The 18,628-nt window shown below is 47.5% G+C and carries 3 protein-coding genes; all 3 read right to left on the minus strand.

All coding sequences use genetic code 11. From position 1 onward, the window contains the following. A partial coding sequence (locus tag F9817_RS22150) for a non-ribosomal peptide synthetase (protein WP_161158383.1) occupies window positions 1–8,387 on the minus strand: 8,387 nt, incomplete at its 3' end. Beyond that, the gene (locus tag F9817_RS22155; protein ID WP_161158384.1) at window positions 8,380–14,844 is read right to left on the minus strand and encodes a non-ribosomal peptide synthetase; all 6,465 of its coding nucleotides are present in this window, start codon (window positions 14,842–14,844) and stop codon (window positions 8,380–8,382) included. The genes F9817_RS22155 and F9817_RS22150, both read right to left, overlap by 8 nt. Before the next feature lie 28 nt (window positions 14,845–14,872). Beyond that, window positions 14,873–18,628, minus strand: a 3,756-nt coding sequence (locus F9817_RS22160) for a non-ribosomal peptide synthetase (protein WP_161158385.1), incomplete at its 5' end; no start/stop codon positions are given.

Below are 18,628 nucleotides of genomic sequence, written 5' to 3' on the forward strand. Positions count from 1 at the left end.
ACCATATATTCCAAGCGGTCTTCTGGATAACCGGGGTCCATTGGCACATACGCGCCTCCCGCTTTAAGAATCGCCACCAGAGCAACCACTAATTCACAGCTACGGTCAAGGGAAACGCCCACGCGACTATCCGGTGTCACCCCTTGTTGTACCAGCCAGTGCGCCAGTTGGTTCGCTTGCGCATTAAGCTCGGCAAAAGTGAGCTGTTTGTCTTCATCCACCACGGCAATGTCATTGGCATAGTGCGCTGCGGTTTGTTCGATACGGTGATGAATGCAAGTATCGGTTGGGTAATCACGCTCAGTTTGGTTAAAGCCTTCCAGCACTTGAGTGCGCTCTTGAACGCTGAGTACTTGTAACGCGGTAATAGGCGCATCAAGACTAACCACCAACTGCTTAATGGCTTGGATAAACATGTCGGCAACTCGTGCACAACCGATGCTATTTTCCACATGAATGTCGAGTGAGAACCCTGCTCCCACATGGTCATTAATATTAACGCTGACGGGATAACTGGTGCGTTCTTCACTAAAAATTACTTTTACATCAATATCATCGCGTTGCTGCGCTTCACCCGTTGTCTGATAGCGATAGTTAACCATGCTACTAAATAATGGGGTTTTACCTGTAATACCGCTGCATTGCTGCGCTAATGATAGCGGTGCATGCTCAAACTCCATTAATTGAGCTAGCGTTTGCTGTATGTTGTTAACCGCTTCTAGTACATTACATGGCGCTGATGAATCAAAACTCACCCGTACCGGTAATGTATTAAGGAACATACCAAGCGCACGATCTGCTTGTTCAACTTGCCCCATACGGCCGAACAATACCGTCCCAAACACGACATCATCACGACCTATGGCATGGCGCAGAACCACACCCCACGCCAAGTGGAACAGTGCAGCACTGCTTAAATGGTGACGTTGACTTAAGTGACGAATCTGTTGGGCCAATTCAGCCGGTAACTCAATATGCTGTTGCGTTTGCTGCCCAACTTTCGCTTCCAGTAGACCAAACGGTGCAGAGGGTTCATCAATATCTGCCAACTGCTGGGTAAAATATTCCCGCTGCGCCGTTTCATTTTGTTGTAGACGGTTGTAAGCGACAAACTGACGGAAAGGAACCGGTGTCGTGAGACGATCATGGTCACCGGTTAACAGTGCCATCACTTCATCAATCATCAGCTCTAAGGTCGTGTGATCATTACATAAGTGATGAACTAACAAGCATAATAACCAACGTTGATTTTGTTGATCAAAAGCGCGATAAGCTTCAACTAAAGGCGCTCTAGCAACATCAATACGCGTCACCGCAGGATCAAAATGGTGTTTAATCTGCTCGACTGCATCACTGCTTCCATTTAACGACAGTTCTGACACACTTAGCTCGGCATTGCGCCAAACCACCTGTACCGGCTCAGCTAAGCCTTCCCATGCCATAGAAGTACGTAAAATATCGTGACGTGCTATTACCCCATTAAGTGCCGCAACAAACTGATCTAATGATTCACGTTGTGCAAAAGACTGAATAAATCGGCTCACATATGGGTCACCACCTTGTTCTAGCAGATGATGAAACAGCATGCCCTCTTGCAGAGGCGCTAACGGATAGATATCTTGAATATTCGCCATCCCACCTGGAACTTGTTTTGCGATGGTATCAATTTGACTTTGTGACAAGGTCACTAAAGGCAATAAATCTGGCGTGATGTGAGCGCAGGTCGCTGGAATCTGATTGTCAGGAATCACAACCTCTTGCTGTTTCGTTTGCAGTGTTGCTGCAACATCTGCCAACGTCGGATGGCTAAATAAGGCTTTAATTTTGAGCTCAAACCCTTGTTGGCGTAATTGCTCAATCAATTGAATCGCCAATAAAGAGTGGCCGCCTAATTCAAAGAAACTATCAAAACGACCTACTTGATGGGTATCTAATAGTTGTGCCCACAAATTGGCCAGCAGTATTTCACGCTCCCCTTGGGGTGCCACATAATCGCGGCGCACAAAAGCATCGTCACTTGGCTCTGGCAACGCTTTACGATCCATTTTTCCGTTTGGCGTCAATGGAATTTCTGCAATTTGAACTAACGCCGCTGGCACCATGTATTCTGGTAAACGCTCACCCATTTCCGCTTTTAACGCTTCAATCGATAAGTCGCTTTCCGAGGTAAANAATGGAATTTCTGCAATTTGAACTAACGCCGCTGGCACCATGTATTCTGGTAAACGCTCACCCATTTCCGCTTTTAACGCTTCAATCGATAAGTCGCTTTCCGAGGTAAAGTAGCCAATCAAACGCTTATTGGCGCTACTGCCTTTCGCGATAACCACCGCTTCGAGTACCGCTTGGCAACCTTTCAAGGCTGACGATATTTCGCCCAGCTCTACACGGAAACCGCGGATTTTCACTTGGTCATCATTACGGCCTTGGTATTCAATAGTTCCGTCTGGCAACCAGCGACCCACGTCGCCCGTTTTGTACATGGCGCCTTCAGCAACAAACGGGTCACGCACAAANCGCTCNGCNGTCAGNTCATCCCGGTTTAAGTAACCNCGCGCCACCTGAATACCACCGATAAAGATTTCACCCGCTACGCCCACCGGCGCGGGTTGACCTTGCGCATCCAACACGTACATGCGTGTGTTCGCTACCGATGAACCGATGGATACGCGGTCTCCTGCTAAATCGCGTGGACAGTGCCATTGCGTTACGTCTACCGCTGCTTCCGTTGGGCCATATAGGTTATGCAGTTCTATATGAGGCAACATCTGGTACGTGCGACGAATGGTTTCTGCTGGTAACGCTTCACCACTACAGAACATCAAACGCAGACTTGGGCAATCGTCAGCCTCACAGCCTTCTAGGAACATCTGCAGCATCGGTGGCACAAAGTGCAATATAGACACTTGGCGACGCTCGATAAGCTCACGCAAATATTGAGGGTCTTTATGGCCGTCCGGTTTGGCCATCACTAAGGTTGCACCGACCCAAAGTGGACAGAAGAACTCCCATACGGAGACGTCAAAACTGAATGGGGTTTTCTGCAAAATCACATCGTCACGGCTAAAGCCATAATCTTCAGCCATCCAGCTTAAACGGTTAACCACGCCACGATGTTCATTCATGACACCTTTTGGTTTACCCGTTGAGCCTGAGGTGTAAATCAAGTACGCCAAGCTGCGAGCGCTTAAGCCTAAGCTGGCTGAGTCGAGATTGGTTGCAGCTTCATTGGCCCAAGGGAGTGCCCCTTCAAAATAAGCGATTTGTACATCACTTGGTACTTGTCCCAATCGAGGACGCAACTCAGACGTTGTTAACAGCACCACTGGACGGCTATCTTGCACCATATATTCCAAGCGGTCTTCTGGATAACCGGGGTCCATTGGCACATACGCGCCTCCCGCTTTAAGAATCGCCACCAGAGCAACCACTAATTCACAGCTACGGTCAAGGGAAACGCCCACGCGACTATCCGGTGTCACCCCTTGTTGNACCATATATTCCAAGCGGTCTTCTGGATAACCGGGGTCCATTGGCACATACGCGCCTCCCGCTTTAAGAATCGCCACCAGAGCAACCACTAATTCACAGCTACGGTCAAGGGAAACGCCCACGCGACTATCCGGTGTCACCCCTTGTTGCACCAGCCAGTGCGCCAGTTGGTTTGCTTGCGCATTAAGCTCGGCAAAAGTGAGCTGTTTGTCTTCATCCACCACGGCAATGTCATTGGCATAGTGTGCTGCGGTTTGTTCGATACGGTGATGAATGCAGGTATCGGTTGGGAAATCACGCTCAGTTTGGTTAAAGCCTTCCAGCACTTGAGTGCGTTCTTGATCGTCAAGAATCAATGAATGATCAACTCGATAATCTGTTTCATTATCGACCATCGCACGCAATAGGCGTTGCCAATACGCTAGATAACGTTCCAGTGTACTCGCAGTGAACAATGCAGTAGAGAAATTTAAGAAACCGTTGAGTTCTCCATTTTCTTCATTGAGCATCAAACTCAAATCAAATTGCGCACTGTTTTGTTCCGTATCGAGCGTAGAAACTTGCAGACCCGGCAGTACGAATTCACTTTTTGGTAAGTTTTGTAAGCCAAACATGACTTGGAAAATTGGGTTATGCGCCAAGCTTCGTGCTGGTGATACTGCCTCAACCACCTGTTCAAATGGAATATCCTGATTCGCTTGCGCTGCAATCACCGTTTCTTTTACCTGAGTAATTAACTCAGCCATAGTGGGATTGTTATCTAAATCCACTCGAATAGCTTGCGTATTGGCAAACATGCCGATCAGTGGTTCAACTTCAGTGCGAGTTCGGCCGGCAACAGGCGTACCAATCACCACATCATTTTGGCTGGCTAAACGCCCCATTAAGGTCGCCCAACTCGCCATCAATGTCATGAACAACGTGGCGCCCTGGCGTTGCGATAACGCTTTAAGATCAGCCGTTAACTGGCGGTCAAGATTCACTAACACGTTTGCACCGTTATAACGCTGCTCCAACGGCCGTGGGTAATCACTTGGTAAAGTTAAACAGTCAGGTGCACCTGTCAGTTGGTTAACCCAATACGCTTGTTGCGATTCTAAATGTTCTCCCGTTAGTGCTTGCTGCTGCCACAGGGCAAAATCTGTATATTGAATCGCTAATGGCGCCAATGATATTGGCTGCTGTTGCACCGCCTGTTGGTATGCAAGCGTCAGTTCGTTAATGAGCACACCCATCGACCAGCCATCGGCAATAATATGATGCATTGCAATTTGAATGCGATGTTCATGGTGATTGATTCTGGCCAATTGCGCCGTCACTAGCGGCCCTGTCGCCAAATCAAACTGGGGTTTGAATATCGCATTATCTTCTTGATCAACGACCAACAAAGGAAACTCAACAATACTATTATCCACCCGTTGTACCGGTTGACCATCTTGCACAGCAATGTGTGTTCTTAATGAATCATGGCGTTTCATAATAGCGTTAAGCGCAGAACGTAGCGCCGTCACATTCAAATCACCGATCAGTTTTATTCCACCAGCGATGGTATAGGCCGCTTGCGATTCAGGCTCCATTTGCGCAAGAAACCACAAACGCTGCTGCGCAAGGGACAGTGGCGCTTGATCTTGTTCATAACGCGAGATGGGCGCGCTCAGTGCTGAACTCTGTTCTTGATTGGTTAACGAAGCCGCCAAACTTTTTAATTGAGGGTTGGCAAACAGCGCGGTTAACGATAAATCACACTGCATTTGTGAACGCACTCGCGAGGCAAGTTGCGTCGCCATTAATGAGTGGCCGCCAAGCTCAAAGAAATTGTCATCACGTCCAACTTGTTCAACGTCAAGCAGTTGGGCCCAAATGTCAGCCAGCTGACATTCGACTTCGCCTTGCGGAGCGTGATACTGATTATGTACAAACGCACTGTTATCCGGTTTTGGTAAGGCACGACGATCCACTTTACCGTTGGCCGTTAACGGCATCACGGCTAATTCAACAAACGCGGCAGGAATCATATAATCCGGCAATTCATCACTGAGCTCTTGGCGTAACGCCTCCACATCCACTTGGTGATGATCTGCGACAGTGAAATACGCGACTAACCGCTTGGTTTGCTGACCTTGAGCAACAACAATCGCTTCTTCAATATGGGGCTGACGTTGTAAAACTGTCGCGATTTCACCTAACTCAATGCGAAAACCGCGAATCTTAATTTGGTCATCGTTACGGCCGAGATATTCAATGGTGCCATCTTCTCTCCAACGCACTAAATCCCCAGAACGATACATACGCACACCCACTTGATCTGCAAAAGGATCGGGTAAAAAGCGCTCTTGAGTTAAATCATCGCGGTTACGATACCCACGGGCGACACCCGCGCCAGCGATATAGAGTTCACCACTCACGCCTCTCGGTGCTAGATTGCCAAAGTCATCAAGAATATAAACTCGTGAATTAATCAGAGGTTGACCAATATGCAACACCCCTTCGCTGCGCGGTACATCGCCTGACGTCGCTACCACGGTTGTTTCTGTCGGGCCGTAGTTATTCACTAAACGGTAAGTTGCATTTTCTGGAGCACGGCGGTTGAGCTTATCACCGCCAACCAAGAGTACTTTTAAATGCGGCGGTTGAACACCGCGAGCAAAGGCAAGCTCAGCAAGTGGGGTCGATAAAAAGCCCACTTCAATAGGTTGATCAACCCACCAATTTAATAAGGCTTCAGGATCTTTCGATACTTTCAGTGTTGGCATCGTCAAACAAGCACCTGCAGACAGTGCCGGCCAGATTTCCCAAACTGCAGCATCAAACCCTAACCCAGCGACGGCGGAGGTACACATTCCCGCTTTAACATCGAAAGCTTGGTTATGCCAATCAATCAAATTGAGCAAGTTATGGTGTTCAACCATGACACCTTTCGGCTTTCCGGTAGAACCTGAGGTGTAAATAATGTAAGCCAATGATGTTGTCGCTTGACCATTTTCCGGCAAATTCTTAGTGCTATTGTTGGCCCATAACGCCCCTTGTTCACACACATTAACAATAGGTAACCGCTCAGCGAGTTGTGTAGTTACTGGCTCTAAATCAACACAACCATCGGTTAGCAATAGATCTGGCGCGCTATCGGTTAGCATGAACTCAATTCGATCGGCTGGATAACTCGGATCAATTGGCACATACCCCGCGCCCGCTTTTAAAATAGCGAGCATGCTCACCACCCAATCACAGGAACGATCAAAGCACAGGGCAACTCGGCGATCGTTTGTCACACCTTGTGAGCGTAACCATTGTGCCAACTGGTTAGCTTGCGCATTTAATTCACCATAGGTCAGCTCTTTTTCTTCAGTGATAACAGCCACGGAATCAGAGTAATTAAGGGCGATCTTCTCAATACGCTGCTGTACAAGACCGGATTTCATCACGTCAGGTAATGCTGGATTGAGGTGATGAATTAACTCTTGGTATTCTTCGCTAGGTAGCATATCCAAAGACTGAACCGGAGCAGCGCTATGTTCTACCATCGCGGCAAGCAGACGTTGCCAATATGTAAGGTAACGCTGCGCAGTTTGTGGAGTAAAGAGTGAGCTCGCATAGCTCAATTGACCTTTAAGCTGGCCGTCGACTTCACTGACCACCAAACTCAAATCAAATTTGGCGGTAGTGACCTCTTGTGCGAGCTCTGAAATAGTCATACCCGGTAAAGAGACATTGGCATCTGGTAAATTTTGCAGCGCAAACATCACCTGGAACACTGGGCTATGAGACATTGAGCGCTCTGGCGCAACCAGTTCTACCACTTTTTCAAACGGCAGCTCTTGATGCTCTTGCGCCGCTAATGTGGTCTGTTTAACCTGTTCTAGTAGCTGAGCCGTATTCACTGGCTCAGCAAAATTGACCCGCATCGCTTGTGAATTCACAAACATACCGATCAGATTTTCTGTTTCTTGCTGGCTGCGTCCAGCAATTGGCGAACCAACCACGACATCAGTTTGGTTACTCATACGTGACAATAATGCAGACCAACTCGCCAACAACGTCATATACAGCGTGCAGCCATGGCGATTCGACAGCGTTTTGAGTGCTTGAGTTAATGTCTCATTTAATTCAATGGCTAACGCATCACCCGCGTAGCTTTGTACTTCCGGACGTGGGAAATCAGTGTAGAGATCTAAGCACGTTGGAATGCCCGATAACTGTTCACGCCAATAGTTTGCCTCTTCTTCTAGCGCCTCTTGACGAAACTCGCGTTGCCAAAATGCGACATCACCATATTCAATGTCTAACGGGGCCAATAATGGGGAGCGATCTTCAATCAGAGCGCAGTAACATTCGTTAAGATCACGCGTAAAGACACTCATCGACCAGCCATCAGAAATAATATGGTGCATCGCAAGCTGTAACCAGTGCTCGTTGCTTTCGATTTGGATTAAGCGGGCAGCGACGAGAGGCCCCTGCGCCAAATCAAACTGGGGATGAAATGAACTGGCTAACGCTTGTTCTCGAGTTAAGTTCACTTTACTTAACGGAAATTCACGTAACTGACGATCTATCTGCTGCATAGGCTGATCGCCACGCATCACAATAGATGTTCTTAGTGCTCTATGACGAATCAAGACTTGATTTAACGCGTTCTGCAGAGCATCTTCATTTAATTGACCTTGCAGACGAATGCCGCCTTCAATTAAGTAAGCACTGTCGCTTGCCTCGCCCATTTGTGCTAAAAACCACAACCTTTGCTGTGCGAGCGACAAGGGATAGTGATCGAGATGTTGCGCAGTAATCGCAGTCTCTTGTTCTACCACTTCTTGCTGCGCCCCTTCTTGCTCAAGCTGTTCGAGCAACGCCATCATCTCTTCTGGTGATAGACTCTCTAAATCGAAACTGGTATCAGCCATTTACTTTCCCCTTAAACAATTTTTGTGCTGCCGATGCAAGATCGTGTTTTTTAAATGCGGCCAATTTTACGTAGGCCATTCGTGCGGCTAGTGCTTTTAATGTCGGATGATCAAAGAGATCCGTGATGGTTAACGTAATGGCTTGTTTTTCCTTAATACGCGATATCAACTGCACCGCCAGTAATGAATGCCCACCTAACTCAAAGAAATGGTCATCACGCCCCACTTGCTCGACATCAAGCAACTGCGCCCAAATTTGGGCCAATTGCTGTTCAAAAGCACCTTGTGGGGCAACATATTCACGAGTACTAATCGCGGATTCGTCAGGATTAGGTAACGCGCGGCGGTCGACTTTGCCATTCGGTGTCAAAGGTATGCTGTCAATCACAACAAACGCCCCTGGTACCATATATGGCGGGAATTGTTGACTTAACGTAGATTTAAGATCCGCCACCGTGATATCGTTGTGCGGCGCCAAAGTATAATAAGCAATCAGGCGCTTATTCTCTGCACTGTCACCTTTAGCAATCACAACCGCGTCATTGATAGCTGGTAATGCTTGCAAGGCGGTTTCAATTTCGCCTAATTCAATCCGATAACCACGAATCTTCACTTGGAAGTCATTACGACCAAGAAATTCTATCGTGCCATCCGGTAGACGACGCCCTAAATCACCGCTGCAATACATGCGCGCACCAGGCTCTGAACTGAATGGGTTGGGTAAAAAGCGTTCCGCCGTTAAGTCTTCACGTCCGAGATACTCAAGGGCAACCCCTTCACCACCAATCACAATTTCCCCCGTAACCCCCATAGGGACAGGATTATGGTGTTCATCCAATACATAGATTTGAGTGTTACCAATCGGTTTGCCTAACGGAATAGCGCGTTCAACATCATCGACCCGCATCACTTCATGCGTCATAGCAAAGGTGGTGGTTTCCGTTGGTCCGTAGCAACTTAATAAGTGCTTAGGTGGCGTGTTTTGCAACACTTTTTGTACCGTCCGAGGCTCAACCACATCGCCGCCTATCATCAAATAGCGCACTTGGCTAAAGGCTTTACCTAACAGATCGGAATACTGATTAAATAGCCCAATGGTGAGCCATAGAATGGTCACACCTTGCTCTACCAGTTCATCGGCTAATTTGGTCGGTTCAAGTAATAGTTGATCACTAATGACCACGACAGCGGCACCATTGAGTAATGGCCCCCACACTTCTAATGTTGTGGCATCGAATGCTGGGTTAGCTGCAAAAGAGGCGCGATCATAACGACTAAATTCAAGATAACCGTTATGGCTGATCAGGCGAGCAACGCCTCGATGGGCGATCACGACCCCTTTCGGTTGGCCTGTTGAGCCTGAGGTATACATGATATAAGCAGCTGAATCACCACGCACATTAATATTTGGATTGGCGCTCGCAAGGCTGTGGCCACTTGCTTTCTCAATTGCTTGTATCACATTGATACGCGGCAGTGCGCAGTCAAATACCATAGGCTGCGCTTCATCAGCCATAATTAAAGCCATCGCCTGACTGTCTTGTACGATATAGTTCAGCCTATCTTGCGGTGCTTTCGGGTCCAAAGGTACATAGATGGCGCCACATTTTACAATGGCCAGCTCAGCAATAATCAGCTCAATTGAACGTTCAATACAGATAGCAACAGCACTGCCGTATTGAACACCTTGCTGGATTAATTCATCAGCAAGACGGTTGGCACGCACATTCAGCATTTGATAGGTTAAACGCTGCTCTCCTTGCACAATCGCAATCGCATCAGGTGTCTCTTGCGCCCAATTTTCAAAACGTTGGGTAATCGATACATCACGGCCAAAGTCTACTTTTGTCTGATTATGTTCAACGATAACCTGCTCAAACTCGCTGGCCGACAAAATAGGGATAGCATGAATCGGTTGCTGTGCCGATTGAACCATTCCTCGTAGCAACGCTCGCCAATACCCCACCATACGTTCAATGGTCGCTTGATCAAATAGTGCGGTAGCATAGTTGAGTTGCCCAACAATACGCACATTATTCTCACTGACCAAAAGGCTCAAGTCACATTGCGCTGTGGTTACCGTTTCGTTCAACATACTCAGGCGTAAACCATCTAAGGTAATGGTTTCGCTTGGCATATTTTGTAATGCAAACATGACTTGATAAATAGGACTGTGCGATTGATTACGCTCAGGCGATACTGCCTCAACCATACGTTCGAACGGCAGATCTTGATTTGCCTGAGCATCTAATGCGGTTTGTTTGATCTGACTAAGTAGTTCGCTTGTCGTAATGTGCGCATCAACATTGGCACACATTGGCTGTGTATTAACAAACATACCGAGCAAATTTTCTGTTTCGGCTAAAGTGCGCCCCGCAATCGGTGAACCAATAATCACTTGCTCTTGATGAGCAAGGCGTGACATCAATGCAGACCAACTGGCGAGTAATGTCATATACAAGGTGCAGCCATGTTCTTGACTTAATTGATTTAACTGACGAGTCAGATCCGCATCAATATCAACGGCGAGGCTCGCTCCGGAAAAATCTTGCTTCGCTGGGCGAGCATAATCGGTCGGTAAATGCAGAAAATGTGGCATAGACTTAAGTTGATCTAGCCAATACGCCTGCTGTTTGTCCAGACGTTCACCCACTAAAAATTCTTGTTGCCAAGCAGCAAAATCACCGTAACTAATAGAAAGGGGATCCAATTGGACCGGTTGATGTTGAACCAAGGCTGCATAAGCACGACCCAGCTCTTTGATAAAGGTCGCAATAGACCAACCATCGGTAACAATATGGTGCATGGCAATTCGCAATTGCGCGTAGCCTTCGTTGATGCGGTTCAATTGCGCAGCAACCACCTCTCCCGTAGCCAGATCAAATTGCGGCGTAAATGGACTGTCCCCCTCCACGACATTAAATGGGAACGACACTTTTAGGTCATCAACCACTTGATAAGGGATACCATCGCGATCAATAAATTGGCTGCGTAATACGCTATGGCGTACATAGAGTGAATTCAATGCCTGCTGTAATGCAGCAATATTTAACTCACCTTCAATGACCACACCACTTGAAATGGTATAGGCTGCGCTCGCTTGGCGGTCCATTTGAGCAAGGAACCATAAACGTTGCTGCGCCAATGAAAGTGGCGCTTCTGCTTGGTTAGCACGTGGCACAATGGTTGCGCGCTCATTTTGTTCAGTACACATCAAGGCCAAGTCAGCCAAAACAGGATGAGCAAATAAGTCAGCAAGAGATAATTCCCACTCACTTTGTGCACGAACTCTTGAGGTTAACTGAACCGCAAGTAATGAATGGCCACCCAATTCGAAGAAATGATCTTGGCGTCCTACTTGCTCAACATTGAGTAATTCACTCCATAGGCGAGCCAGAAGCTGTTCTTTTTCCCCGACTGGAGCTTCGTACTCATGACGCACCATCGCACTTTGATCTACTTGCGGCAATGCGCGACGGTCAAGTTTGCCATTACTGGTGAGTGGCAATGCATGCAATGCCATCCAAGCCGCAGGAATCATATAATTTGGCACCAGATCTGCCACATGATCACGCAACGCATCAAGCGCAACATCGCCAACGTAATAAGCCACAATCTGTTGCTCACCAGTTGCATTTTGGGCAGCAATCACCGCAGCATCAATAACCCCAGTAAAGCTGCGGATACAGGCTTCAATTTCACCCAGTTCGATACGAAAACCACGAATCTTCACCTGATCATCATTGCGCCCTAAGTATTCAATACTGCCATCATCTAACCAGCGACCCAAATCGCCAGATTTGTACATGCGAGTGCTGCCATCGGCAACGAATGGATCTAACATAAAGCGCTCGGCGGTAAGATCAGCGCGGTTAAGATAACCTCGCGCAACACCGGCACCACTCACGTATAATTCCCCCGTCACACCAACAGGGACAGGTTGGCGATATTGATCCAAGATGTAGAGATTTAAGTCACGTAAACCGACACCTATTGGGCTGGCCCCCGTGCGTGTCACATCTTGCGCACTCAGTGGGTAATATGTGGTATGTACGGTTGTTTCTGTAATCCCATACATATTAATCAACTGGGTATTACTGTTCATTGCGCGTTGATACCAAGGTGCAAGAGCAGAAAGTTCCAGCGCTTCACCACCGAAAATCACGTAGCGCAGTTGGTGCTTTAGCTCGGTTTGCGCGACGACCAATTGGCGGAATGCACTTGGCGTTTGGTTAAGAACAGTGACCTGCTCTTCACACAATAGTTGATAAAATGCATCGGGTTGACGAGAAACTAAATGTGGCACAACGACTAAACGGCCACCAAACAGCAATGCTCCCCATATTTCCCATACCGAAAAATCAAACGCATAAGAGTGGAATAGTGTCCAAACATCGCGATGATTAAACCCAAATTCTTCCTCTGTCGCTGCCAGTAGGCGCAATACATTATGATGCTCAACCATCACCCCTTTAGGTTTACCCGTTGAACCAGAGGTATAGATGATATAAGCCATATTGTGTGGCGTTAATCCCAGTTCTTCAGGAGCCAGGTTGCTCGTTGATTCCTGTAACCACTGCGGTTTATCACATAGCGCAAAGGTCGCACCAACAGGAAGTTGCCCTAACTTATCCGTCAACTCGCTGGTAGTAATCACGACTTGTGGTTGGCTATCTTGCAGTGAATATTGTAAACGCTCTTGTGGGTAATTTGGATCAAGCGGTACATAAGCCCCACCCGCTTTTAATGTTGCCAATATAGCAACCAACAGTGTTTCGCTGCGTTGCAAGGCGATTGCAACGCGACTATCTGGACCAACACCTTGAGCTCGTAACCAATGCGCAAGTTGGTTAGCTTGTTCATTTAGCACACGGTAACTGAGCGTTTGTTGCTCAAAACTCACCGCAACGTTATTGGGATAACGTTGTGCCATGGCTTCAAACCGTTGGTGAATACACTCAGTGACAGGGTAACTCTGTTTATCACCATTAAAATCTCGTGTGACTTGCTGATAATGCGTGTCATCTAAAAGAGTAACTTGGTCGATGGACTGCTGATCATTGGCGATCCATTGACCCAACAACTGACGCCAACAATTAAGATATTGTTCAATGGTGGAACGTTTAAAAAGAGACGTCGGATAACGGATATCCCCTTCAATATTCGCCCCGGACCATCCCAATGAAAGTGATAAATCAAACTGCGCTTGTACCTCACTCTCGATATCCATCACTTGGGCACTCACATCACCCAGTTGCAATTGATCGGCACTTGAATCCTGCCAGGCGAACATCACCTGAAAAATCGGGGTATAAGAGAGAGAGCGGTTAGGTTTGAGTTTCTCGACAACATGATCAAAAGGTAAATCTTGATGAGACTGAGCTTGAATATTTTGTTGTTTCACACGAGCAAGAAACTCAGCCACACTTGGCTGACCAGACGTATCAACACGTAGCGCTAATGTGTTGGCAAAAAAGCCGATCATCACTTCTGTTTCACGTTGTGAGCGGTTCGCAACTGGTGAACCGATGACAATATCATCTTGTCCAGAAAAACGAGCTAATAACGATGACCATGCTGCCAACATCACCATGTAATCGGTCATTCCATGACGCTGACTAAAGTGATGGATTTGCGCCGACAACTCGGCATCAAATTCGATCTTAACCTTATCTCCCACATAACTCTGTTTTTCTGGACGAGGAAAGTCCGTCGGTAAACTAAGTAGTTCGGGAGCACCAGCTAAACATGACTGCCAATAAGCACTTTGACGCTCTGCCGCTGCACTATTTAACCAATCACGTTGCCAAGCGGCATAATCTGCATATTGGCATGTTAGAGGTGATAATGGTGTAGATTGATTGGCACAATACGCTTGATATAACTCGCTCAACTCTTTTAGCAATAACCCAAGCGACCAACCATCCGCGATCGCATGATGCATCGACAAAGCTAAGACAAATTCTGTTGGCGCTAACTCAAATAATGCCGTGCGAACTAATCGACCAGAAGCTAAGCAAAATGGTTGCTGCAACCACTCATTGACTTTGTCATCAATGGCAGAGCTATCGTTTAAAGAAAAGTGCTCAAAGGGCATACCAATACTAGGCTGTGCCACTTTTTGTTCAGGCTGCTCTTGCTCTGCTGGAAAACAAGTGCGTAAGACTTCGTGCCGCTCAACGATGCTATTTAATGCCTGAGTAAGCGCTGCAATATTCAACGCCCCAGTTAAGTGGACAACACCATTAATGTGGTAGGCACTTTCTGCATTAGGATCGAGCTGCTCAATAAACCAAAGTCGCTGCTGAGAAAATGACAGCGGTAGTGGTTGAGCGCGATCAACTAATGGAATGTGCGTGTCAACGGCAGCACTCGATTGAGTCGCTTTACCTTGTAATGCTCGCTTTTGCATCATTGCCTTGAGCGCGGCTAATTTTTTATCTTGTGGAATATTCATAATTTTTATTTTCAGGGGCTTACGCCCCTTACACCAATTCGTTATCTGCCAATTGAGCGAGCACCAAATCTAGCTCTGACTCGTCATACCCAGCGGCTAATGCCATCGCTTTCAACTCTTCCATGTCGATATCCGTCATGCTGCGCTGCAGTAACGTATCGCCCAGTTCGGCGAGCGTTGGCTGCGCAAAAAGGTCACTGATTGCCAGCTCCACATTGAAAGCATCACGAATTCGAGTTATGAGTTTGACGGCGAGCAACGAGTGTCCACCCAGTTCAAAGAAGTGGTCATGCCGACCCACTTGCTTAACGCCAAGCAGTTCACACCACAATTCTGCTAAACGTTGTTCTATTTCCCCTTCCGGTGCCTCATAGTGATGCGTAATAAATGCATCGACATCAGGTTCAGGGAGTGAACGGCGATCTATTTTGCCGTTCGCGGTTAATGGCATGCTGCTTAAACTTACGTAAGCAACAGGCACCATATATTGAGGTAGCTGCTCAGCCAGTTGGTCACGAATGGCTTCGCGCTGTGCATCACCAACAAAATAAGCAACCAAACGTTTGTCACCAGTTGGTGTGTCTTGGGCAATCACAATCGACTCATCCACGCCGGCGCAACGTTTTAAGGCAACATCAATTTCCCCCAATTCAATACGGAATCCACGAATTTTCACTTGGTCATCGTTACGACCTTGATACTCCAACGTGCCATCCTCTAACCAGCGGGCTAAATCGCCAGTACGATACATGCGAGCGCCACTTTCCGAGCGATGAGGATCCGGCAAGAAGCGTTCTGCAGTGAGATCATTGCGATTCATATAACCACGAGCGACACCCAGCCCTCCGATATAGAGCTCACCCGTCACACCACGCGGCACTAGCTGTCCATGTTCATCTAGAAGATAAAGTTGTGTATTGGTGATGCCTTTACCGATATGCAACCTTGTGTCTGAGGGTTTGATCACTCCCGACGTCGCGACAACCGTGGTTTCCGTTGGGCCATAGTTATTAACCAACTGATACGGCGCGTTCGCATGGGGTTGACGCGTTAATTTATCCCCCCCAACAAGCAAAGTTTTCAAGGTGCTGGGATGAACGCCACGAGCAAAGGAAAGCTCAGCGACTGGAGTGGACAAGAAGCCAACTTTAATCGGCTGTTGCACCCACCACTCCAGTAACTGTTCTGGATCTTTACTGATTTCAAGGGTTGGTAATGTCAGGTAAGCGCCCGCGCACAACGGTGGCCATATTTCCCACACTGCCGCATCAAATCCCAACCCTGCAACACTGGATACGCAATCATTAGGCTGAATATCAAACGCTTGATTATGCCAAGCGATCAAGTTAGCAAGGTTATGGTGTTCGACCATCACCCCTTTCGGTTGTCCAGTTGATCCTGAGGTGTAGATAACATAAGCCAGATTGGCGCTATTACGTCCCACCATTGCCAAATTCTCTGCAATGGAATCCGCCCACAAATGACGATCACGAATCACATTCACTTCTCGTACAGGCTGGGACTGAGTATCCCAGGTTACCGCCATATCAACGGTACCATCTGTCAGCATGAGAAGTGGCTGACTATCGTCCATCATATAACGGATACGATCAGCTGGGTAAGCGGGGTCAATTGGCACATAACCAGCGCCAGCTTTCAATGTCGCTAACATGGCAACAATCAGTGCCGGAGAACGGTCAAAACAGAGCGCAACTCTATCTTCGACACCTACCCCCTGTTGAACAAGCCAATGGGCAAGTTGATTGGCTTGAGCGTTCAGCTCCGCATAAGTAAGCTGGCGATCCGCACTCACGACTGCCAGTTGATCTGGATACATTTCAACTTGGCGTTCAAAGAGCTGGTGTACACACGAAACTTGATCAACAACTCGAGTTGTTTGATTCAGTTGATGCACCAATTGATGATATTGCGCTTGCGGTAAGACCGATAATTGATGAGTCGGTACATCTAACCCTGACACTAATTGCGTCGAAATCTGCTCTAGTGCCGCCACCAACATCGTGTCGATACCACGCGATTTAAGACGTTGGTCAATTTGCAAATCAAGGGAGAACTCACCCGTAATATGGTCGTTCACCGATAAGGTAACAGGGTAATTACTGTGTTCCGCGCTGTAGACGATATCCATTGAGCTTTCAATACCATCGAGTTGCGCGCTGCCCCCTGCATAGCGGTAATTCATTAGACTGCTAAATAGCGGAGCGCCCCCGACTAAACCACTGCACTGCTGTGCTAACGACAATGACGCATGCTCATAATCAAGTAACGTCGCCAATGATTGGTGTGTGTCATGCAATGCTGATTCCAGCGTGACATCGCTTAACGTAAGCTTAAGCGGTAAGGTATTGAGGAACATACCAAGTACCCGACTTGCACCTTGTCCAGCCGACATACGGCCAAACAATACCGTACCGAACACCACATCACTTCGTCCTGAGGTGGCTTTTAGAACCAGCCCCCACGCCAGATGGAACATCGCTGCTGGGCTCACACCTTGTTTACGAGCCATCGCTCGAATACGCTGACTTAATACGGCGTTAAGACCTAAGTGAGAGACATCAACCTCGCTATTTTCTGCTAGGTCTAAGACATCATACGGTGCGCAAGGCTCATCAATATCCGCGAATTGCTCAGTAAAGAATGCCTGATGCTGTTCGCTATTAGCGTTAAAACGGCTCGTCGACACAAAATCTCTAAATGGTAATGGTGTCGGCAATTCCGCCTCACGCCCAGCCATATGAGCAAAGACTTCTTCAACCAGCAGTTCCATGGTGGTGTGGTCGCTGTTTAAGTGATGGTTAATCAAACACAATAACCAACGGTTATTAACACTATCTTCTGTGTGATAAGCCGCCATCAACGGCGCTTGAGTCACATCAAGATGCGCATAATCACCATTTGCACGACGAGTAAGCTCGTTTAATACATCTCCATCGGCAAGTGCTTGTGCATCAATAGTGATTTGTGTCACAGGTAATACCGCGCTGCGCCACACTACTTGCACTGGCTCTTCTAAACTCTCCCATGCCATCGACGTGCGTAAGATGTCATGACGATCAATCACTTTCTGCAGCGCTTGAGTAAATGACACTACTTCTTGCTCGGTAGCAAAAGACAAAATAACTGGGCTGATATAAGGGTCACGCTCTTGCTGCAGACGGTGATGGTATAAGATACCTTCCTGCAACGTTGCTAATGGATAGATATCTTGGATATTCGCCATTCCCCCAGCAACCTGAGCCGCAATGTGCGCGATCTGCTCTTGATTCAAATCGACCAATGGCAGCATGTCTGGAGTGATCTGCTCACCATTAGCTGGCAAACTGTAGTTTGGAATTTGCCAATCTTGCTGCTCTGCACCCGTTAAGGTTTGCGCTAGTTCAGCCAATACCGGTTGATCAAACAGCGCTTTCACAGCCAATTGATAACCCCGTTGACGCAACTGTTCTATCAATTGAATGGCTAACAGTGAGTGTCCGCCCAACTCAAAGAAGTTGTCAAAACGACCCACTTGCGCAGTGTCTAACAAGGTTTGCCAAATGGTTGCCAGCTCGTTCTCTACCTCACCTTGTGGTGCGACATATTCACGGCGCACAAAGGCATCGTCACTTGGTTCTGGCAACGCTTTACGATCCATTTTTCCGTTTGGCGTCAATGGAATTTCTGCAATTTGAACTAACGCCGCTGGCACCATGTATTCTGGTAAACGCTCACCCATTTCCGCTTTTAACGCTTCAATCGATAAGTCGCTTTCCGAGGTAAA

It is taken from the genome of Vibrio eleionomae (assembly GCF_009874545.1).
Taxonomy (GTDB): Bacteria; Pseudomonadota; Gammaproteobacteria; order Enterobacterales; family Vibrionaceae; genus Vibrio; species Vibrio nitrifigilis.